General features: G+C 63.9%; 19 protein-coding genes. 5 read left to right on the top strand and 14 right to left on the bottom strand.

Annotated features, from left to right (window positions below):
* Nucleotides 1-52: 52 nt before the first annotated feature.
* The 3 genes from tgt to AAG612_RS03330 all read left to right on the top strand — a co-directional run bounded on the left by tgt (nucleotide 53) and on the right by AAG612_RS03330 (nucleotide 3,938).
* Nucleotides 53-1,183 carry a tRNA guanosine(34) transglycosylase Tgt gene (gene tgt / locus AAG612_RS03340; RefSeq protein WP_342507185.1) on the top strand — a complete coding sequence of 377 codons (1,131 nt, stop codon included), beginning with the start codon at nucleotides 53-55 and terminating at the stop codon, nucleotides 1,181-1,183.
* On the top strand, nucleotides 1,180-1,896 hold the full coding sequence (locus AAG612_RS03335) for a M50 family metallopeptidase (protein ID WP_342507183.1): 717 nt from the start codon (nucleotides 1,180-1,182) through the stop codon (nucleotides 1,894-1,896). The genes tgt and AAG612_RS03335 overlap by 4 nt, the downstream gene beginning before the upstream one ends.
* A gap of 68 nt (nucleotides 1,897-1,964) precedes the next feature.
* Nucleotides 1,965-3,938 (top strand): alpha/beta hydrolase family protein, encoded by a 1,974-nt coding sequence (locus tag AAG612_RS03330; RefSeq protein ID WP_342507181.1) that lies wholly within the window; start codon nucleotides 1,965-1,967, stop codon nucleotides 3,936-3,938.
* A 93-nt stretch (nucleotides 3,939-4,031) separates the two neighbouring features.
* On the opposite strand, the gene AAG612_RS03325 is transcribed toward AAG612_RS03330, so the two are convergent.
* The gene (locus AAG612_RS03325; protein ID WP_342507179.1) at nucleotides 4,032-6,599 is read right to left on the bottom strand and encodes a sensor domain-containing phosphodiesterase; all 2,568 of its coding nucleotides are present in this window, start codon (nucleotides 6,597-6,599) and stop codon (nucleotides 4,032-4,034) included.
* A 142-nt stretch (nucleotides 6,600-6,741) separates the two neighbouring features.
* Nucleotides 6,742-7,356, bottom strand: coding sequence for a 30S ribosomal protein S4 (gene rpsD / locus AAG612_RS03320; protein ID WP_342507177.1), 615 nt, complete (start codon nucleotides 7,354-7,356; stop codon nucleotides 6,742-6,744).
* Nucleotides 7,357-7,579: 223 nt separating this feature from the next.
* Between rpsD and AAG612_RS03315 the strand changes: the two genes are divergently transcribed.
* Nucleotides 7,580-7,906 (top strand): chorismate mutase, encoded by a 327-nt coding sequence (locus AAG612_RS03315; protein ID WP_342507175.1) that lies wholly within the window; start codon nucleotides 7,580-7,582, stop codon nucleotides 7,904-7,906.
* A gap of 40 nt (nucleotides 7,907-7,946) precedes the next feature.
* Here the strand turns inward: AAG612_RS03315 and AAG612_RS03310 are convergent, their stop codons facing one another.
* The 6 genes from AAG612_RS03310 to AAG612_RS03285 form a co-directional block, all read right to left on the bottom strand.
* Nucleotides 7,947-8,225: a hypothetical protein gene (locus AAG612_RS03310; RefSeq protein ID WP_342507173.1), complete on the bottom strand. Its 279-nt coding sequence runs from the start codon at nucleotides 8,223-8,225 to the stop codon at nucleotides 7,947-7,949.
* Between the two features lie 81 nt (nucleotides 8,226-8,306).
* The gene (locus AAG612_RS03305) at nucleotides 8,307-9,008 is read right to left on the bottom strand and encodes an RNA methyltransferase (RefSeq protein ID WP_342508595.1); all 702 of its coding nucleotides are present in this window, start codon (nucleotides 9,006-9,008) and stop codon (nucleotides 8,307-8,309) included.
* A gap of 14 nt (nucleotides 9,009-9,022) precedes the next feature.
* Nucleotides 9,023-9,244, bottom strand: coding sequence for a hypothetical protein (locus tag AAG612_RS03300; protein WP_342507171.1), 222 nt, complete (start codon nucleotides 9,242-9,244; stop codon nucleotides 9,023-9,025).
* Between the two features lie 4 nt (nucleotides 9,245-9,248).
* A complete protein-coding gene (gene glyA / locus AAG612_RS03295; protein WP_425341827.1) occupies nucleotides 9,249-10,580 on the bottom strand; it encodes a serine hydroxymethyltransferase in 1,332 nt (443 codons plus the stop codon).
* 3 nt (nucleotides 10,581-10,583) lie between these two features.
* Nucleotides 10,584-11,033: a ribose 5-phosphate isomerase B gene (rpiB, locus tag AAG612_RS03290; protein WP_342507169.1), complete on the bottom strand. Its 450-nt coding sequence runs from the start codon at nucleotides 11,031-11,033 to the stop codon at nucleotides 10,584-10,586.
* A gap of 25 nt (nucleotides 11,034-11,058) precedes the next feature.
* On the bottom strand, nucleotides 11,059-11,913 hold the full coding sequence (locus AAG612_RS03285) for a hypothetical protein (protein ID WP_342507166.1): 855 nt from the start codon (nucleotides 11,911-11,913) through the stop codon (nucleotides 11,059-11,061).
* Here AAG612_RS03285 and AAG612_RS03280 point away from each other — a divergent pair.
* Nucleotides 11,894-12,169, top strand: a complete 276-nt coding sequence (locus AAG612_RS03280) for a hypothetical protein (protein WP_342507164.1) — start codon at nucleotides 11,894-11,896, stop codon at nucleotides 12,167-12,169. The genes AAG612_RS03285 and AAG612_RS03280 overlap by 20 nt on opposite strands.
* 13 nt (nucleotides 12,170-12,182) lie before the next feature.
* Here AAG612_RS03280 and AAG612_RS03275 read toward each other — a convergent pair whose 3' ends face one another.
* The 6 genes from AAG612_RS03275 to AAG612_RS03250 form a co-directional block, all read right to left on the bottom strand.
* Nucleotides 12,183-13,172 (bottom strand): hypothetical protein, encoded by a 990-nt coding sequence (locus AAG612_RS03275; RefSeq protein ID WP_342507162.1) that lies wholly within the window; start codon nucleotides 13,170-13,172, stop codon nucleotides 12,183-12,185.
* A 123-nt stretch (nucleotides 13,173-13,295) separates the two neighbouring features.
* Entirely contained in the window at nucleotides 13,296-13,556 is a 261-nt protein-coding gene (locus AAG612_RS03270) for an FkbM family methyltransferase (protein ID WP_342508590.1), read from the bottom strand.
* Between the two features lie 209 nt (nucleotides 13,557-13,765).
* Nucleotides 13,766-15,766: an RNA polymerase sigma factor RpoD gene (gene rpoD, locus AAG612_RS03265; protein WP_342507159.1), complete on the bottom strand. Its 2,001-nt coding sequence runs from the start codon at nucleotides 15,764-15,766 to the stop codon at nucleotides 13,766-13,768.
* 9 nt (nucleotides 15,767-15,775) lie between these two features.
* A complete protein-coding gene (gene dnaG / locus AAG612_RS03260) occupies nucleotides 15,776-17,683 on the bottom strand; it encodes a DNA primase (protein ID WP_342507158.1) in 1,908 nt (635 codons plus the stop codon).
* Nucleotides 17,684-17,774: 91 nt separating this feature from the next.
* A complete protein-coding gene (locus AAG612_RS03255) occupies nucleotides 17,775-18,476 on the bottom strand; it encodes a hypothetical protein (protein WP_342507156.1) in 702 nt (233 codons plus the stop codon).
* The gene (locus AAG612_RS03250) at nucleotides 18,473-18,925 is read right to left on the bottom strand and encodes a GatB/YqeY domain-containing protein (RefSeq protein ID WP_342507154.1); all 453 of its coding nucleotides are present in this window, start codon (nucleotides 18,923-18,925) and stop codon (nucleotides 18,473-18,475) included. The genes AAG612_RS03255 and AAG612_RS03250 overlap by 4 nt, the downstream gene beginning before the upstream one ends.
* Between the last annotated feature and the right edge of the window lie 24 nt (nucleotides 18,926-18,949).

The following is an 18,949-nucleotide window of genomic DNA, read 5'->3' as shown; positions in this document are numbered from 1 at the left end:
ACGATGCACCGCGCATCGACAGCCGCGCCCGGCTATCCTAGCTGGGCAGGCGATGAGCACACGTTTCCAATTCACCGTCTCCTCCACCAGCGGCGCCGCGCGCACCGGCACGATCGCCATGCGTCGCGGCGAGATCCGCACGCCCGCCTTCATGCCGGTCGGCACCGCTGCCACCGTGAAAGGCATGAAACCGCAAGACGTGCGCAGCGCGGGCGCGGACATCATCCTCGGCAATACCTACCACCTCATGCTGCGGCCTGGGGCGGAGCGGATTGCGCGCCTTGGCGGGCTGCACAAATTCATGAACTGGGATCGCCCGATCCTGACGGACAGCGGCGGCTACCAGGTCATGAGCCTGTCGGACCTCAACAAGCTGACCGAGGAAGGGGTCGAATTCCGCAGCCATCTCGACGGCAGCAAGCATATGCTCACCCCCGAACGCAGCATGGAAATCCAGCGCCTGCTCGGCTCCGATATCGTGATGGCGTTCGACGAATGCCCGCGTGCCGACCGGCCGCTGGCTGAGATCGAGGCGAGCATGGAGATGTCGATGCGCTGGGCGAAGCGCAGCCGCGATGCCTTCGACGCCGGCGGCGAGCATGCGGCGCGGTCCGCGCTGTTCGGCATCCAGCAGGGCGCACTCGACGAAGGTCTGCGCCGTCGATCCGCCGATGCGCTCGCCGAGATCGGCTTCGACGGTTATGCCATCGGCGGCCTCGCGGTGGGGGAAGGGCAGGAGGCGATGTTCGCCACGCTCGACTTTGCGCCTGCGCAATTGCCACAAGATGCTCCGCGCTACCTCATGGGGGTCGGCAAGCCCGACGATCTGGTTGGCGCGGTGGAGCGCGGGGTCGACATGTTCGACTGCGTGCTGCCGACGCGCTCGGGCCGGAACGGGCAGGCCTTCACCTGGAACGGCGCGATGAACCTGCGCAATGCGCGCTTCGCCGAAGACGAAGGCCCGCTGGACGAGCGTTGCACGTGCCCAACCTGCGGCACCTACAGCCGCGCCTATCTGCACCACCTGATCAAGTCGGGCGAGATGCTAGGCGCGATGCTGCTGACCGAGCACAATATCGGCTTCTACCAGCAATTGATGGCCGCCATGCGCGAGGCCATCGCGCAAGATCGCTTCGCCGCCTTTGCGAGCGACTTCCGCAATTCCTATCTGGGCGGAAGATGAGCGACTATCTTGCAGATCAGGACCGGGAACAGAGGATCACGCTGCTCGTCATCCTCGGCATCGGCTCGATCATGCTCTGGAATACGCAGTTCGGTGCGCTGCTGCTCTATCCCTTCACCATTCTGACGACCTGGTTTCACGAGATGGGCCATGGGATCGCGACGATCTTCATGGGCGAGCGGTTCGAATCGCTGCAGATCTATCCCGATGGATCGGGCGTCGCGATTTCGGAGGTGTCGCCCAGTCGCAATGTCCTGCAGGACGCGATCATCTCGGCAGGGGGCCCCATTGGCCCCGGCCTGGCGGGGGCAGCGCTGATCGCTTCGTCGCGGACACTGAAAGGCACACGGATCGCGCTTGCGGTGCTCGGTGCTGCACTGCTGGTGACGAGCGTGATCTGGGTGCGCGGCCTTACCGGATGGCTGGTGCTGCCGGCCATGGGGCTCGCCATCCTCGCGATCGCGCGGCAGGCGAACCCTGCGCAGCAGCGCTTTGCCATCCAGTTGCTGGGCGTGCAGGCGATCATCAGCGTGTGGGCCCAGTTGGGATACCTCTTCACGCAAGGCGGTACGCTAGACGGGAGGGCGCAGATCTCGGACACGGGCGCAATCGCCGAGGCGCTTTTGCTGCCATACTGGTTCTGGGGCATCGTGTTGAGCGCAGTGAATATCGCGCTATTGTGGTGGAGCCTGCGCTTTGCCTTTCGGCGGTAGGGCGCAATAAGACCCATGGCATTCAACGGATAGCTGTGCTTTTCTCCCGATCTGACTTGGGGGATTGGATGAAATACAGCTTTTTCGTGCCGCTTCTGGCGGGCCTTGCCGTCGCGTTTCCTGCCGCTGCCGTGGCGCAGGGGGATGCGGAGGAAGATGCGGCCGTCTTCGGCGCACGCGCTTCGGTGCTCGATATTTCCCTGTCGCCCAGCGGCAGCAAGATCGCCTATCTCGGTTCTGACAACGGCACGACAGAGGTGCTCTATGTCGTGGACCTGGCAAGCGACGGGGCGCCTCGCGCGCTTATGTCGCTGGGGGAAGACGATGCCGAGCTGAGCCGCTGCGACTGGGCCACCGATACGTACCTTGTCTGCGAAATCGTCGGCATCGCGAGGGTCGATGGCGGGGTGCCGGTCTATTTCTCGCGCATGCTTTCGGTGGGGACCGACGATTCGGAGCCGCGCCTGCTCACCTCGACCCGCTCCGTCCGGGCCTATGGTGTGCAGCAGGATGGCGGCACGATCGTCGCGCTCGACGTCGAGGGCGAAGAGAACCGCATCCTCATGACGCGCGATTTCCTTGCCGAGGCGACGATCGGCACGCGCCTCGCCAACGAAGAGCGCGGTCTTGGGGTCGAAGAAGTCGACGTGTCGAGCAAGCGACGCAACACCGTGGAAAAGCCGGACGAATATGCCACCCGCTACATCGCCGATGACAAGGGTGCCATTCGCCTGAAGGTGCGCTCGCTTCGCGACGGTTCCGGGCGCCTGACGGGCGAGCGGAGGTATTTCTACCGCGAGTCCGGCTCCAAGAGCTGGCGCGATTTCGGGGACGGTTTCAGCGGCTTCTCACCGGTTGCGGTCGATGCAGCCAAGAACGTGGCCTACGGTTTCAGGGACGTCGATGGCTATCAGGCGCTTTATCGCGTCGCGCTCGATGGTTCGGGCAACAGCGAGCAGGTGCTCGCGCGTGACGACGTGGATATCGACCAGCTGATCCGCATCGGCCGCCAGCGGCGCGTCGTCGGAGCGAGCTACGCCACCGAGAAGCGCACCATCGAATATCTCGATCCCGAGCTGGCCAGCCTCGCGAGCAAGCTCCAGGCGGCGCTTCCGGGCAAGCCGCTGATCGACATCGTCGATGCCTCGGCGGACGAGCGGACGCTGTTGATCGTCGCATCGAGCGATGTCGATCCGGGCATGACCTACCTGCTGGAACGCGACAGCAACCGGCTTTCGCCGCTGCTTCCCCTGCGCGATCCGCTGGTCGACCGGCCGATGGCACAGATGAAGCCGATCACCTTCCCGGCGGCCGATGGTACGCAGATTCCCGGCTACCTCACGATCCCCGCCGGGGCGTCCGGCCCGATGGCCGCCATCGTGCTGCCGCATGGCGGGCCCGGTTCGCGCGACGAATGGGGCTTCGACTGGCTGGTCCAGTTCCTTGCCGCCCGTGGTTATGCCGTTCTGCAACCCAACTTCCGCGGTTCGGCGGGCTATGGCGATGCATGGTTCGGCCGCAACGGCTTTCAGGAATGGGAAACGGCGATCGGCGACGTCAACGATGCAGGCCGGTGGCTGGTGGCCGAAGGAATCGCCGATCCGGCGCGTCTCGGGATCGCTGGCTGGTCCTACGGCGGCTATGCCGCACTGCAATCGCAGGTGGTCGATCCGGACCTGTACAAGGCGGTGGTCGCCATCGCTCCGGTGACCGATCTCGATATGGTCGTCGAAGAGGCGCGCGATTACACCAACTTCCAGGTCGTCAGACGGTTCGTTGGCGAGGGCCCGCATGTGCGCGCTGGCAGCCCCGTGAACTTCGCCGACCGCTTCCAGGCGCCCGTCCTGCTGTTCCACGGCACGGAAGACATGAACGTGGGCAATCAGCAGTCGCGCAAGATGGAAGACCGGCTAGAGGCGGCGGGCGTTCCGGTCCGCTATGTCGAGTTCGAAGGGCACGACCACTATCTCGATCACGGCAAGGTGCGGCGCGACATGCTGTTGGCGATCGACGGCTTCCTCGCCGAGAACCTCCAGAATTAGCTCCGAAACGAGCGCACAGAAAAGGGCGGCCCGGCGGGTCGCCCTTTTTTCGTCACGGCCGCCGCGAAGGTCGGTACCGAGGCGAGCCCGACCTCACGCGATCGCGGCGGTCTGGCGCTTTTGCCACGCGCCGCCTTGCGTGATGAACTCGCCGACCTCTTCCCGCGGCAAGGCCGGGCTGAAATAATAGCCCTGCAGGTGCGTGCATCCCAGCTTCGTCAGCAGCGCCCGCTGGGCCTCGGTCTCCACCCCCTCGGCGACGATTCCCATCGACAATTCGCGACCGAGGCCGACGACCGCTTCGACGATGGCGCGGTCGGGCTTCGATGTCTCGATATCGGCGATGAACGACTTGTCGATCTTCACCTTGTCGAAGGGCAGCACCTTGAAATAGCTGAGCGACGAGTGGCCGACGCCGAAATCGTCGATCAGGATCTGGATGCCGAGCTCGCGCAGTTCCTTGAGTTGGGAGAAGGTTTCGTCGGTATCCTCGATCATGAGCCGCTCGGTAACTTCCAGCTGAAGCCTGTCCGGCGTCAGGCCGGATCGCTTCAATGCCGAACGGACAGTCGACACCAGCTCACCCGACCGGAACTGCATCGGAGAAAGGTTGACCGCGACCCTCAATTGCTCGGGCCACTGCTTTGCATCATCGCATGCCATGTCGAGCAGCTGGCAGCCGAGCTCGTCGATCAGGCCGCAGTCCTCCGCCAGCGAAATGAAGACCTCGGGGTTGATGAAGCCGCGCGTCGGGTGCTCCCCTCGGGCTAGGCCTTCGACGCTGGTGAATTCGCCGCTCCGCGTGCCGAAGACGGGCTGATAGGCAAGTGTGATCTCGCCCGCGCAGATCGCCGCGCGCAGATCGCACTCCAGCGTCTGACGGTCGCGTACCGCGGCATCCGTTCCTGCATCGAACATGCAGGCCATGCCGCGACCGCTCTTCTTCGCGCGATCGAGCGCAAGATCGCCATGCTCGCGCAACTTCTCGATCGTCGTCCCGTCATCGGGATACAGGACAACGCCGACCGATGCGCCGATATGGGCGAGCTGGCCATGGGTCTCGATCGGCTCTGCCAGCACCTCCACGATGCGGTCGGCCAGGTTCATGGCACGCTGGTTCAACCGTTCGCCTTTGAGAAGGATGACGAACTCGTCGGCACCAGTTCGGGCCAACGCGCATCGTTGCTTGGTGAGCTCCTTCAGGCGAAGCCCCGCTTCTACCAGAACCGCGTCGCCTGCATGGTGCCCGAACTGCTCGTTGACGGATTTGAACCGGTCGAGATTGATGTTCAGCATCGCGAACGGAACGCCTTCGGCCACATAGTCGCCGAGCAGGGTGGAAATGCTCTTGCGATTGCGCAGACCGGTCAACCCGTCGAAGTGGGCAAGGCGCACGTTTTCCGCTTCACTCTGTCGGATATCGGTCATGTCCTCGACCATACCGAGAATATACTGGTGGCTCGCATCCGGCCCATCCATCATGACACGTGTGGTGCGCAGATGGAATTCGCGTCCATCGGACCGAACGAAATCGACCTCGAATGCCTGAGGCTGCTTCGTGGCCATGGTCAGGCGGTCCTGCCGCTCGAACTTGGCGCCGTCCGCACCTAGCAGCTCGGTATCGGTCTTGCCGACAAAGGCCTCTTGCGGGATCCCCGCGACCTTGGCCGTCTGCCTGTTCACCATCAGATATCTGCCGGTTCTGGCATCTTTCACGAACAGCATAGTCGGCAGGTTCGCGATGATCGCATCGAGGAAACTGCGTGCCTCCTGACGGTCCGCTTCCAACGCCTTGCGATCTGTAATGTCGCGGAAGATCGCCGCGAAACCGCCGCTTGCGCCAGCCTCGCCCCACGGCGCGAGCGAAACTTCAGTCTCGATTTCGCGCCCGTCCGCCGTTTTGATAGGCAGCTCGACGAAGGTGTTCAGCAAACGTGTCGGCCCGCCGTTCGCTGCGTTGTCCACCTTGCGCTGGTGCCCGTGCCGGAAGCGTTGCGGCATCAGCATCTCGATGCTCTCGCCCAGCGCATCTTCCGCCGCATGGCCGAACAGCTCTTCGGCCGCGCGGTTGAGCAGCACGATCCGCCCGGCTCGATCGGCGGCAATGATCGCGTCGGTCGTTTCTTGGACCACTTTCGCTGCGATTTCGCCTTTGAGCCGATCCCTGCGTGCGGCCATCAGGCGTGCTGCAATCCGTGCCAGTCCTTCGAGCACGGCGACCGATTTTTCTTCGAATTCCTCGCGAGGCTGGCTGTCGATCACGCACAGACTGCCGACGCAGAAGCCGCTATCGAGGATCAGCGGGGCGCCCGCATAGAACCGGATGCCGTTCTTCGCGACGACCAGCGGATTGTCCTTGAAGCGCGGATCAAGGCTCGCATCCTTGACGACCATGACTTCGCGTCGCTCGACCGTGTGATGGCAGAAGGCGATGTCGCGTGGGGTCTGCGACATGGGCAGGTTGACGCGCGACTTGAACCATTGCCGGTCGTGATCGACGAGGCTGATTGCTGCGCTCTCCATGCCGAGCGCCGAAGCGGCAAGCGCGGTCAGCTCTTCGAACTCGGCTTCCACCCCGGTGTCGAGGATCGCGAGGTTGGCAAGCTCTGCCAGCCGCTTATCTTCGTCGCGCAAATGACGGTCGATGTTCACGAAGTCCATCGCAGCCGGTTAGCAAGGTATTCTTAGCAAAGTCTTGCCACCTTCTTGACCGTGCCGGCCCCGCGGAATCGGCCGCCGTCTGCCCCGGACACAAAAAAGGCGGCCGCACGGGCCGCCTTCTTCGTTGGAACTGGCCGACCGGTCAGCGCGAGTAGAACTCGACGATCAGGTTCGGTTCCATGGTGACGGGGTAGGGCACCTCGTCCAGCTTCGGCACGCGGGTGAGGGTCACCTTGTCGTCGCCTTCGGGCGCGACGTAATCGGGAATGTCCCGCTCGGGCAGGCTCTGCGCTTCGATCACAAGCGCCATGTCCTTGGCCTTGCTGCCGAGGCCGATCACGTCGCCTACCATCACGCGGCGGCTCGGGATGTTGCACTTGCCGCCATTGACGGTGATGTGGCCATGGTTGACCAGCTGGCGCGCGGCGAAGATCGTCGGCGCGAACTTGGCGCGATAGACCACCATGTCGAGACGCTGTTCGAGCAGGCCGATCAGGTTCTGACCGGTGTCGCCCTTCATCCGCGACGCTTCCTGGTAGGTGCGCTTGAACTGCTTTTCGGTGACGTCGCCGTAATAGCCCTTCAGCTTCTGCTTGGCGCGCAGCTGCAGGCCGAAGTCGGACATCTTGCCCTTGCGGCGCTGGCCGTGCTGGCCGGGGCCGTAGGAGCGCTTGTTGACCGGCGAATTCGGACGACCCCAGATGTTCTCGCCCATCCGGCGATCGAGCTTGTACTTGGCGCTTTTGCGCTTCGACATAATCCATTCCTTCAATTTGCTGTCGCCGCCCGTATGACGGCGCTTCAACCCGGCATCGCACCGACAGGGCAATATCCCTGTCGCGGCCACCGCTTCACCGGGATGCGGGGCCAATTTCGTGAGACTTTGTAGAAAGCTCGCGAGCGAAGCGCGGCACATAGCGCTTTCGCCGGTTTCGTCAAGGCTCGACACTTCGCGCGGGGCAGGGCACAGGCTCGTTCCCATGAGTGACCCCGTCCAAGCTCCTGAAGCCAAAGCCCCCGAACGTTGTGAAACCATGGCCGATGTGCGTACCGGCGTCGATGCGCTGGACCGCGAGCTGATGCGGCTGATCGCTATCCGCTTCGGCTACATGCGTGCCGCAGCCCGGATCAAGCCTGAGCGAGGCCACGTGCGTGACGAGGCGCGCAAGGCAGAGGTGATCGCCAACGCCTGCGACGATGCACGGGATGCCGGCATTCCCGAAGAGGCGATCCGCGACATCTGGGACCGCCTCGTCGAGGCTTCGATCGGTTACGAGATGATCGAGTGGGAGCGGCTGCGGCGCTGAAGGCATTGCCAGCCGCCCCCGATATCGATAGCGTTTCCGCCTAGCGGTCGCGACCTTCGCGAACCGTATCCTGAGCGCCGGACATCTGCTCTTTCCATTCGTCCTTGGTCATGCAGACCTTTTCGCTGAACCGCGTGCCGACTTCCCTGATGCGGCGGCAGATCTTGCGTTCTTCCTTCGCCTCTTCCTTGGCGTCTTTCTCGTCCTGCGCCTTGGCCTCGGTCTGCTCCTTGGGATTGTCCGATTCGGGTGCCGCGGCGAGCGAGGCGGGCAGCGCGAAGGCCGCGCAGGCGGCGGCGAGAATGAGGGTGCGTTTCATTAGCGGGGGTAAACTCCAATAGGTCTGCAAGACGGGATTCGTTCAAGAGTCACCATCTCGGCTCGAAGAAGTCAAATGCATTCAATCGGATAGTCTGTTGCGTTCGAGCGAAGAGAGCACTCCGCGCAAGGTCCGCAACTCGAGGTGGTTCCATCCCGGCTTGGTCAGGACCCCGCGCAGCGTCCGCCGGGTGGACTCGGCGCGTGACGGCGGCAGGAAATAGCCTTTGGGCTCAAGCATATGCTCGAGATGCGCGATCAGCCCGTCGAGTTCTTCCTGCGGGCCGGGCGGCAACAGGTCTTCCTTGGGAGGCTGCGCGAGACCGCGCCGCTTGGACCATTCGTAAGCGCATAATACGACGGCCTGCGCCAGATTGAGCGAACCGAAATCGGGATCGATCGGTACGGTCAGGATGCTGCGCGCGAGCGCGACATCCTGCGTTTCCAGCCCTGAGCGCTCCGGCCCGAAGAGGATGGCGGACTTGCCGGTTTCGCCGTGGATCGCATCGGCTGCTTCCTCGGGCGTCAGTACCGGCTTGGTCACGCCGCGTTTGCGCACCGTGCTCGCAAACACATGCGCGCAATCGGCGACCGCATCGGCGGTGCTTTCGAACACCTGTGCCTTGTGGATAATGAAGTCAGCCCCCGCCGCCGCAGGGCCTGCCGAGGGGTTCGGCCAGCCATCTCGCGGGGTGACGAGGCGCATCTCCGCGAGGCCGAAATTGGCCATCGCGCGTGCCGCCTTGCCGATATTCTCGCCCAGTTGCGGACGGACGAGGACGATTGCGGGCTTCTCGTTCAGCGCTTGATCCGTCGGTAGAGCATGTAACCGGCACCGGCCGCCAGGCCGACCGGCCAGGTGATGACCGGCAAAATCATTGCGCCGACCGCGCCGACGGCGGCGCCAGTCAGCACCGGCTTGGTGGAGGGATGGTCCATCCCGCCCTTGAGCATGCCCGACACTTCTACCCGGGCATCCTCGACCCAATCCTGCCCGTTGCCGGGATCCTGATTATTCATCTGATTATCTCCCTGGATAGACAGGAAAGGCGTTGCACAGCTTGCTGGCTTCGGCGCGAACCGCCTGTTCGATCTGCGCATCGCCTTCCGGCCCGTTCTTGGCAAGGCCATCGACCACGCGCGCGATCAATTCGCCCACCTTGGCGAACTCTTCGGGGCCGAAGCCGCGGGTGGTGCCCGCCGGGCTGCCGAGCCGCAGCCCGCTGGTGATGAAAGGGCTGCGCTTGTCGAACGGAATGCCGTTCTTGTTGCAGGTGAGATAAGCGCGATCGAGGCCCTTTTCCGCATCCTTGCCGGTCACGTCCTTCGCGCTGAGATCGACCAGCATCGAATGGTTGTCCGTCCCCCCCGAAACGATCCGCAGGCCATTCTCTTCGAGGCTGGCGGCGAGCGCGCGGGCATTCTCGACCACGCGCGAGGCGTAATCCTTGAAGTCGGGCCGCAGCGCTTCGCGGAAGGCAACCGCCTTGGCCGCCACGATGTGCATCAGCGGGCCACCCTGAAGCCCCGGGAAAACCGCCATGTTGAGCGGCTTGGAATATTTCTCGTCGTTCCACAGGATCACGCCAGAGCGCGGTCCACGCAGGCTCTTGTGCGTCGTGGTGGTCACGATGTCGCAATGCGGGAAGGGCGAAGGGTGGGCACCGCCCGCGACGAGGCCCGAGATGTGGCTCATGTCGCACAGCAGGATTGCGCCCACTTCGTCGGCGATTGTGCGGAAAGCCTCGAAATCCCACGTGCGCGAATAGGCCGTGCCGCCGCAGATGATGAGCTTGGGCTTATGCTCGCGCGCGGTGGCGGCGACCGCGTCCATATCGATCAGCTCGTCGCCTTCGCGCACGCCATAGGCGACCGGGTTGAACCACTTGCCGCTCATGTTGACCGGCGAACCATGGGTCAGATGGCCGCCGGAATTGAGGTCCAGCCCCATGAAGGTGTCGCCCGGCTGCAACATGGCGAGGAAGACCGCCTGGTTCATCTGGCTGCCGCTGTTGGGCTGGACGTTGGCGAAGTTGCAGCCGAACAGTTCCTTCGCGCGGTCGATCGCCAGCGTCTCGACCACGTCGGCATATTCGCAGCCGCCGTAGTAACGCTTGCCCGGATAGCCTTCGGCATACTTGTTCGTGAATACGCTGCCCGCGGCTTCGAGCACGGCGGAGCTGGCGATGTTTTCCGACGCGATCAGTTCGATCCGGTCGCGCTGGCGGCCAAGCTCGTTGCCGATCGCGGCGGCGATTTCCGGGTCCGCATCGGCCAGGCTGTCATGCCAGAAGCGATGCATCGGATCGGCGGGGTTCGCGGCAGGCGCGGTGATATCGGCGTTGGTGCTGGCCATTGTTCAGGCGCCTCCGGTAATGTCGGGGTTGGAAAGCTTGTCGACGCGGCCCTGATGGCGGCCACCCTCGAACGCGGTTTCAAGGAAAGTCTGCACGCAGGCCTTGGCCTGTTCGATCCCGATCAACCGGGCGCCCATCGCAATGACGTTGGCGTCGTTATGCTCGCGCGCGAGTTTGGCAGAGAGCTGTTCGGATACCATTGCGCAACGGCACTTCGGGTTGCGGTTGACGCTCATCGAGATGCCGAGACCGGAGCCGCAGAGCGCAATACCGCGCATGGCGGTGCCATCGGCGATCACACTCGCAAGCTTGTACCCGTAGTCGGGGTAATCGACCCGTTCCCCGTCGCCGGGGCCGAGATCGGCAACCTCGTGGCCCTTTTCGACGAGCCATTCATGGAGTGCGGCCTTCATTTCGATGGCAGCATGGTCGGAAGCTATCGCGATACGCATGGGGGCCACATAGGGGGAAGCGCCGTCAGACGCTACCCGGAACGCGCGCTGCATCCACCGGGCGCACTGGCCTGTCGTGTCGAGCAGTCCGAAAGCGGATCGCCGCCACGACCATGGTGGCGAACAGCATGGCTTCGAAGGCGGTCGTGAATGCGAGGCTGAGCGGCCCGAAGTCCGCTTCGCCGAACAGCGCGGCGATCCGTTCAAGCCCCACTTTGCTCCCGCTGAAAGCCTCTGCCAGTGCAGCAAGGCTCCCCGCCATCAGGCGGCCTCCCGAAAAGGCGATGAGCGCGCCGCTCACGACGCCGAGTGCTCCGGCAACGGCGACGGGCGCGGGCGAGGTGCGTCCATCGGGTGTTTGGCCGGGCACCAGCAGCGCCAGGCCGATTGTGAGGCCGATTATGAGCCCCTCGGGCGCTCCGGTCATAGTATCGGGCGCGGCGCCCAGCAGCAGATTGAAGGCATCGGAGCCGAGCAGCTTGGCGAGCGCGCCGACAATAGCTCCGCCGAGCGCGCCACCCACGGCAAGCCACAAGCGCGATCCCGAAGCGAAGCGGTCCGCCAGAGCAAGACCCGCGCCCACACCGACTCCGGCGAGCAAGCCGACGCCGCCGCACAGGACCACCAGCACGAGCAGGCTAGACAATGCGCTCGGCGCGTCTGCCAGCCCGATCATCCCGTAAACCACGCCGCCAATGATGCCCGCAGCCGCTCCGCCGAGGATCGCTCGTAACAGCATGCGGATCGCGGCATGCTGCGAATGGTCCGGGCCACTCGATCTGGGGGTGGGTACCGATTGCCCCTCGTCCGCCTTGATCTCCGCGACGAAGCGATAGTCGTGCTTGGGCACGGTTTCGCTGGTGTGGATCAACCTCGCCATCGGGTTCATCGGCAATGGGGACAATCCGCTCAACCTCGCCTATTTTGCGATGCTGGCGGTCGTTCCGATCGGCGGAGCGATCTTTCGCTTCCGCGCGAACGCCATGGCGGGGCTGATGGTGTTCTGTGCAGTGGCGCAACTCGCGATCCTGCTGTTGGGCCGGCAGGAAATGGGCTTCGAGTGGGTGGCGACCGGGGTGGTCTGCCTCGGATGGCTGTCGCTGGCGGCCCTATTTCGCAAGGCGGCACAGCGATAGCGGCAGGACATGCTCAGGCCGGCGGAGCCAGCACGGCGGGCGGGCATACCAGCGTCAGATTCCTTGTGGCGCGGACGTAGGTAATCGAACTGCATTGCCCCAGAATGTCGTACGCGACGTAAACGAAATGCTCGGCCGAGGTGCGCTCGCCGACGCCCTGAACGGTAATCGTCGTCTCTTCGCTCGGCGCGTCCTGGGGAAGCAGATCCTCGCCCTGATAGTCGCGCATCCGCACCAGCGGGTTCTGGAAGAGAATGCCGCCGAAAGAGACGGGGCGGGCAAAGCGCATCGGGCGGACGGGGCGCTCCACACCATAGAGGATCGGATGCGCGCGTCGGGGGCCGTCCCACGATCCACCATAGGTTTCGGCCAGATAGGCGCCGGTCGCGGTGGTCGCCATGCTGCGGGGGCCGGAGAGGAGGAAGCGGACATCGATGTTCTGGCCGGCGTCGTCGTGGACATATGCCAAGGCGAAACCGCCGCGCGGACGGGTGGGAAGCGTGATTGCCCGATCTTCGGACCTGCGCGGCCGCAAGTTCAGCGTGACCGAAGGGTTGGGGAGGTTGGCGATATTGACGATGCCATCGGCCTCATCGGTGATCGGTCTTTCGGTCCACGAGAGGCGCTGCTGCGACGATACCGGTCCGCTGGCGACCTGCGCATCGGCTATCCAGCGCCTGACCGTTACCGGGCCGATCCGCGTGGAAGTGAGGCTGGTCAGGGGAGCCAGCCCCAGCCGTTCGGCAGCATCGGGGTTGAGCGCAATGCCGGAGTGCGAGAGATCGACCAGCAGCCGGACGGGCTGCCCGGCGATACTCGCATCGATCACGAAATCGTCGGTCTGGTCGAGTATCAGCGGGTCCAGCTGGATCGGCTTGGCCTCCGCCGCCATCTGTTCCTGAATCATCGCCCATTCGGGAAATGCGGATACGTCCGGAAACGCGATGCAGCCGGGTAGGGCCGCGATCCCTGCGATCGCCGGAAGCAGCTTTCCCCAATGCATCGGCCGCAGACGGGTCGGGCGGGCTTGCCTGATGGCAGGATGTTTCAACGCGAGCATACGCCGGGATAGGACCGACGGGGAGCGAGCACAATCGCAAGGCGCACGCTGGGGCCGGGTGCCTGTTTAGAACGGCATCGCCGAACGCTGCTCGTCGGTCAGGAAGATCGTATTCGTTAAGCCGAGATAGCTCGGGATGAGGAGCTCGTATGGCCCTTCTCGTAAGCCAAGCGCCATGGCGTCGATCTGCACCGAAGGATCGTCGCGATATCGGAGTTGCAGCCGTGCGACCAGTTTGGGATTGGGTTCGAAGCTCAGGATGCGGCGCGGACGCGCGCAGCGTTTCGGGGCCAGAATGCTCTGACCCCAATTGGCGCCGACATCGATCGCCAGATCGCACCGCGGCCGATGGCGCAGCAGCCGGAATTCGGGTTCGATCTTCTAACCGAGACGGCGGGTCGCAAAATTCCACGCGGAGAATTTGGCCCCGCGCAAAAAGGGAAACCATCTCTGGGCGGAGCGCAGTTGTCGTTTCAACTGCGCTTTCAGTATCGCCATGGCCGAAGCCCCTTCACGCCGTGGCCGCAGTACCCGGTCTACTGATCGAGGAAGCTGCGCATCTTGCGGGAGCGCGAGGGGTGCTTGAGCTTGCGCAGCGCCTTTGCTTCGATCTGGCGGATACGCTCGCGCGTCACCGAGAACTGCTGGCCAACTTCTTCCAGCGTGTGATCGGTGTTCATCCCGATGCCAAAGCGCATGCGCAGCACGCGTTCCTCGCGCGGGGTGAGCGAGGCGAGCACGCGGGTGACGGTTTCCTTGAGGTTCGACTGGATCGCGGCGTCGACGGGGATAATCGCGTTCTTGTCCTCGATGAAATCGCCCAGGTGGCTGTCTTCCTCGTCGCCGATCGGCGTCTCGAGGCTGATCGGTTCCTTGGCGATCTTCATCACCTTGCGAACCTTTTCGAGCGGCATCGAAAGACGCTCGGCCATTTCCTCGGGCGTAGGCTCGCGGCCCTGCTCGTGGAGGAACTGGCGGGAAGTCCGAACCAGCTTGTTGATCGTCTCGATCATGTGAACAGGGATGCGGATCGTGCGCGCCTGGTCGGCGATCGAGCGGGTGATCGCCTGACGGATCCACCACGTCGCATAGGTGCTGAACTTGTAACCGCGGCGGTACTCGAACTTGTCGACCGCCTTCATCAGGCCGATGTTCCCTTCCTGAATCAAATCCAGGAATTGCAGCCCGCGGTTGGTGTATTTCTTGGCAATGGAAATCACGAGACGCAGGTTCGCCTCGACCATTTCCTTCTTGGCGATGCGCGCCTCGCGCTCCGCCTTCTGGACCATGTTCACGATCCGGCGGAATTCGGGCAGCGCCATGCCGGTCTGGCTGGCGATATCGCCGATTTCCTGTCGGATACGCTCGATCGAATCGCTTTCGCCCTCGGCGAACGCGGCCCACTTTTTATCTTTCGTCCGGCTGGTGAGCCATTCGTCGTCCAGCTCGTTGCCGAGATAGGCATCGAGGAAGTCGATCCGCTTGATCTTGTGACGCTCGGCCAGGCGCAGCATCTGGCCGCCGAGCGCGGTCAGGCGCCGGTTGAAGGCGTAAAGATTGTCGACCAGGAATTCGATCTTGGTCGCGTGGAACTGCACGCTTTCGACTTCCGCCGTCAGCTGTTCGCGCAGGTCCTCGTACTTCTTTTCCTTGGCAGCCGGGAAGGCATCGCCACGGCCCAGCGTATCGACGCGTTCGCCCTGCAGCTTCTCGAACTTCTTGAACAGGTCGGTGATGCGCGCGAAACGTTCCAGCGCGTCGGGCTTGAGCGCGGCCTCCATCTGGGCCAGCGACATCGTGTTGTCTTCTTCTTCTTCGTCGTCGCGGCGCTTGCTTTCGCCGTCGCCTTCTTCGTCGCCGTCTTCGGACTCGTCTTCATCCTCGTCGTCGTCTCGAATGGTCGGCCCGGCGGTCTCTTCCGAAATCTCGCCCGAATCGTCCTCGTTCTCCTCTTCCATCTTGTCGACGGGAGGTTCCTTGGAGAGCATGGCATCGAGATCGAGGATCTCGCGCAGCTGCATCTCGCCTTCGTTGAGCGCGTCAGACCACTGGATGATGGCGTGGAAGGTGATCGGGCTTTCGCACAGCCCGATGATCATAGTGTCGCGCCCGGCCTCGATCCGCTTGGCGATGGCGATTTCGCCCTCGCGGCTGAGCAGTTCGACTGCGCCCATTTCGCGCAGATACATGCGCACCGGATCGTCGGTCCGGGCATCGACGGTCTTCTTGGTCGCTGCGGCGGCAGGCTTGGCATCTTTCTTGGCCGATGAATCGGGTGCGATTTCCTCGACCTCGTCCTTCTCGGCCTCGACCTCGTCGTCCGATTCGACGATCTGCACGCCCATTTCGGAAATCGCGGCCTGGATGTCCTCGATCTGGTCCGAACTCATCTCGCCTTGCGGCAAAGCCTCGTTAAGTTCGTCATAGGTGACGTAACCACGTTTCTTAGCCTTGGTGATGAGCTTCTTGATCGAGGCCTCGTTAAGGTCGATCAGGGGAGCATCTTCGGTGTCTTTGGTCTTCGCTTCGGACGCCATAGGGCCTTGCTAATCCGTTTCCTGGCCGATGCGTTCCCCGTCTTCGGGAGGAGCCGCCGCGGCTTTTAAATCTGTTGCCGGTGTCGCTCGCGCGATCCGCCTCGCTGCCATCTGGCCCAAACGAGCGTCGAATGCCAGCTTCCGCTTGAGCAGTCGCTGCTGTTCGGCGAACGCGCCTTCTGGATCGTGTTCGAAACGCTCCGTCGCGGCGGCCAGTGCCTTTTCCAGCGCCGGCCCTTCGACCAGCAACTCGATGGCTTCGGCCAGGTCTTCGCGCGCGGTCGCTGCATCTGTGGCTTGTCGAGGCAAGCCGGGTGCGGATTGTTCAGCGGACCGGGAGCCCCAGCGCGGGTCGAATATGGTCGTTTTGTCGTCGGCTTCAAGCGTTTGTGCGCGCTCCATCACCGGATCGAGCAAAGAAATCGTCGCCGGATCGATTTCGCCGAGTTCGTTCAGGGCGTCGCGATGCGGCTCGATCAGCTCCGGAAAGGCCGCCAGCTGCCCCATCACTTCGGCCAGCAGACGCTGGCGCGCGCCGCCTTGCGCAAGGTTGGCGAGCTTGCGCGCAAGCTCCGGCGAGAGCGGTTCGGGCGCGTCGCGCTTCCACTGTTTGCGCGGCTGAAACGGCTGTTTTCCGCCGCCTTTCTGGCGCGGAGGGAAGGCGAAGGCGGAAAACCTGTCGAGCAGATCGCGACGGTAGAGCGCGCGCACATCGCCGTCTTCGATCGTCTCGATATGCGTCATCAGCCGCGCCTTCAGGCCCGCCTTCGCCTCGGGCGTGTCGAGCGGCACGGCGCGCGCCTCCAGCGTCCACAGAGCCTCGAGCAGCGGCTGCGCATTTTCGATGACCTGTTCGAATGCTGCAACACCTTTGGCCTTGATGAGATCGTCCGGATCGAGCCCCGAGGGCAGCCAGGCGATTCTCAGCGTGTGGCCGGGATGCAGCAGCGGGAGCGATCGCTCGATTGCGCGACGCACCGCACGCTGGCCCGCCGCATCGCCGTCGAAGCACAGGATCGGGGAGGGGGCGTGGCGCCACAGCTCGGCAATGTGGTTCTCGGTCAGCGCGGTGCCGAGCGGGGCGACGGCTTCGGCGAGCCCCGCATTGGCGAGCGCGATCACGTCCATATAGCCTTCGACCACGATGATGCGGTCTGCCTTGCGCGCGGCCGCGCTGGCGCGGTGGATATTGTAGAGCGTGCGCCCCTTGTCGAACAGCGGCGTCTCGGGCGAATTGAGGTACTTGGGCGCGCCTTCCTTTGCCGAAAGAATGCGCCCCCCGAAGGCGATCACGCGGCCGCGCACGTCGTGGATCGGCAGCATCAGGCGGTCGCGGAAGCGGTCGTAGGGGTCCTTCCCGTCGATTGCGATACGCAGTCCGCCCTCGACCAGCAATTGCGGCGGGAGCGAACCGAGCGCCTGTGCCATCGCCTGTCGCTCGTCTGGGGCATAGCCGAAGCCGAATTCGCGCATGATAGCGGGCGAGAAGCCACGCTTGTCGAGATAATCGCGCGCCTGAGAGCCGCGCGGCCCTGCCAGCTCGCGGACGAAAAATTCCTGCGCCGCGCCCATCGCATCGTGCAGTCCGGCGCGCTTCTTCGCTCGCTTCGCCTGTTGCGGATCGGGTGCGGGCATCTCCATGCCCGCCTGCGCTGCCAGCTCTTTCACCGCATCCATGAATTGCAGCCCGCGCTGGTCGGTCATCCAGCGGATCACGTCGCCATGCGCGCCGCAGCCGAAGCAGTGGTAGAAGCCCTTCTGGTCGTTGACGTAGAAGCTGGGCGTCTTTTCGTCATGGAACGGGCAGCATGCCCGCCATTCGCGCCCGGCGCGCTGCAGCTTGGTCGTCCGCATGACGACGGTGGACAGCGTCACACGCGTCCGCAACTGATCGAGCCATTGTGGGGAAAGCGCCATCGCGCCTAGCAGCCTAGTGCCGGTGTCGCTGCTTCACCAGAGCCGATTTCGCCATTAATCGCGCGGTCCACAGCATGGTCCACAAGACCGATCAGGGCTCATCGTCTTCTTCGCCGGGGAAGGGGCCGGAGGCCATGGCGATCTTTTGGTCGGCGCGCAGCGCAAACGCTTCTGCGGGGCCGGTCGGCGCCATGGTACTCTGCCAGAAGAAGGTAATCGGTTCGCCCGTCGACCAGCCATCGCCGCCGACGATTCGCCAAGCAAGCGCGCCATTATCATCCTGCACGCGGATCGTGCCATCGGGGCCGAGCGCTTCTTCAACCTGCTTGCGGTCGAAGCCGATCGCGCCGGTGAACCCGCGCGCCTCGCGCACGGTTTCGAACAATGTGGCCGCTTCCACTTCGTCGAGCCCGACCGGGCGCATGAACGGCGGATCGTTGGGATCGTCGACCCCGGGGCGGACGGTGTGCACATAGGTATAGACCGTGCCCTCGGGCATATCCTCCGGATCGCACTCGTCATATTCGGCAGGGCAGGCGACGTAGCTGACGATATCACCGATCGAGCGACCATCGACGATGATCGACGCCTCGACTTCCGGGCCCACTGGCCCTTCGATCTTCGCGCCAAGTTCAAGCTCGCCGAAATCGGCGGCGACCAGAGTGCGCGGATCGGAGGGCGCATCGGTGGTGGCGCTGGCGGTGGGCGAGGGGGTCGCATCGGCATCCTCGGGCTCGCCCGAGCAGGCCGCCAGTGCGAGCACGAGCGAGCAGCAGGCGAGCGTGCGGATCATTGCAGCGATTCCTTCACCCACCCGCTGGTGCGGCTCATGTCGAGCGTCGCGCCGTGGCGATCCTTCAGTTCGGCCATGACCTTGCCCATATCCTTGATACTGGTTGCGCCGACATCGGTCTTTACCTGGTCGATCGCGGCGCGCGTTTCGGCTTCGTCCATCTGCTTGGGCAGGAATTCCTCGATCACCGCCAGCTCGGCTTCTTCCTGCGCGGCAAGCTCTTCGCGCCCGCCGTCGCGGTACATCTGGATCGATTCCTTGCGCTGCTTGGCCATCTTGAGGAGCACGTCGGTGACGATCTCGTCATCCTCGCCCTTCTTTTCCGTAGTGCGCAGCTCGATATCGCGATCCTTGATCTTGGCCTGAATCAGGCGGAGCGTGGCCGTACGCTCCTTGTTGCCGCCCTTCATTGCGGCGATCGTTTCCTTCTGAATCGTGTCGCGTATCATGGTGTTCCATTTATCCTTGCGTGT

It is taken from the genome of Citromicrobium bathyomarinum, assembly GCF_038594605.1.
Classification (GTDB): domain Bacteria; phylum Pseudomonadota; class Alphaproteobacteria; order Sphingomonadales; family Sphingomonadaceae; genus Alteriqipengyuania; species Alteriqipengyuania bathyomarina_B.
Note: the sequence above shows the minus strand (reverse complement) of the source record. Positions and strands in the feature narration are given on the sequence as shown.

What these genes read in the sequence shown, in the direction of transcription:
- tgt (WP_342507185.1), top strand. Translation starts at nt 53, where the DNA reads ATGAGCACACGTTTCCAATTCACCGTCTCCTCCACCAGCGGCGCCGCG.
- AAG612_RS03335 (WP_342507183.1), top strand. Translation starts at nt 1,180, where the DNA reads ATGAGCGACTATCTTGCAGATCAGGACCGGGAACAGAGGATCACGCTG.
- AAG612_RS03330 (WP_342507181.1), top strand. Translation starts at nt 1,965, where the DNA reads ATGAAATACAGCTTTTTCGTGCCGCTTCTGGCGGGCCTTGCCGTCGCG.
- AAG612_RS03325 (WP_342507179.1), bottom strand. Translation starts at nt 6,599, where the DNA reads ATGGACTTCGTGAACATCGACCGTCATTTGCGCGACGAAGATAAGCGG.
- rpsD (WP_342507177.1), bottom strand. Translation starts at nt 7,356, where the DNA reads ATGTCGAAGCGCAAAAGCGCCAAGTACAAGCTCGATCGCCGGATGGGC.
- AAG612_RS03315 (WP_342507175.1), top strand. Translation starts at nt 7,580, where the DNA reads ATGAGTGACCCCGTCCAAGCTCCTGAAGCCAAAGCCCCCGAACGTTGT.
- AAG612_RS03310 (WP_342507173.1), bottom strand. Translation starts at nt 8,225, where the DNA reads ATGAAACGCACCCTCATTCTCGCCGCCGCCTGCGCGGCCTTCGCGCTG.
- AAG612_RS03300 (WP_342507171.1), bottom strand. Translation starts at nt 9,244, where the DNA reads ATGAATAATCAGGATCCCGGCAACGGGCAGGATTGGGTCGAGGATGCC.
- glyA (WP_425341827.1), bottom strand. Translation starts at nt 10,580, where the DNA reads ATGGCCAGCACCAACGCCGATATCACCGCGCCTGCCGCGAACCCCGCC.
- rpiB (WP_342507169.1), bottom strand. Translation starts at nt 11,033, where the DNA reads ATGCGTATCGCGATAGCTTCCGACCATGCTGCCATCGAAATGAAGGCC.
- AAG612_RS03285 (WP_342507166.1), bottom strand. Translation starts at nt 11,913, where the DNA reads ATGGCGAGGTTGATCCACACCAGCGAAACCGTGCCCAAGCACGACTAT.
- AAG612_RS03275 (WP_342507162.1), bottom strand. Translation starts at nt 13,172, where the DNA reads ATGCATTGGGGAAAGCTGCTTCCGGCGATCGCAGGGATCGCGGCCCTA.
- rpoD (WP_342507159.1), bottom strand. Translation starts at nt 15,766, where the DNA reads ATGGCGTCCGAAGCGAAGACCAAAGACACCGAAGATGCTCCCCTGATC.
- dnaG (WP_342507158.1), bottom strand. Translation starts at nt 17,683, where the DNA reads ATGGCGCTTTCCCCACAATGGCTCGATCAGTTGCGGACGCGTGTGACG.
- AAG612_RS03255 (WP_342507156.1), bottom strand. Translation starts at nt 18,476, where the DNA reads ATGATCCGCACGCTCGCCTGCTGCTCGCTCGTGCTCGCACTGGCGGCC.
- AAG612_RS03250 (WP_342507154.1), bottom strand. Translation starts at nt 18,925, where the DNA reads ATGATACGCGACACGATTCAGAAGGAAACGATCGCCGCAATGAAGGGC.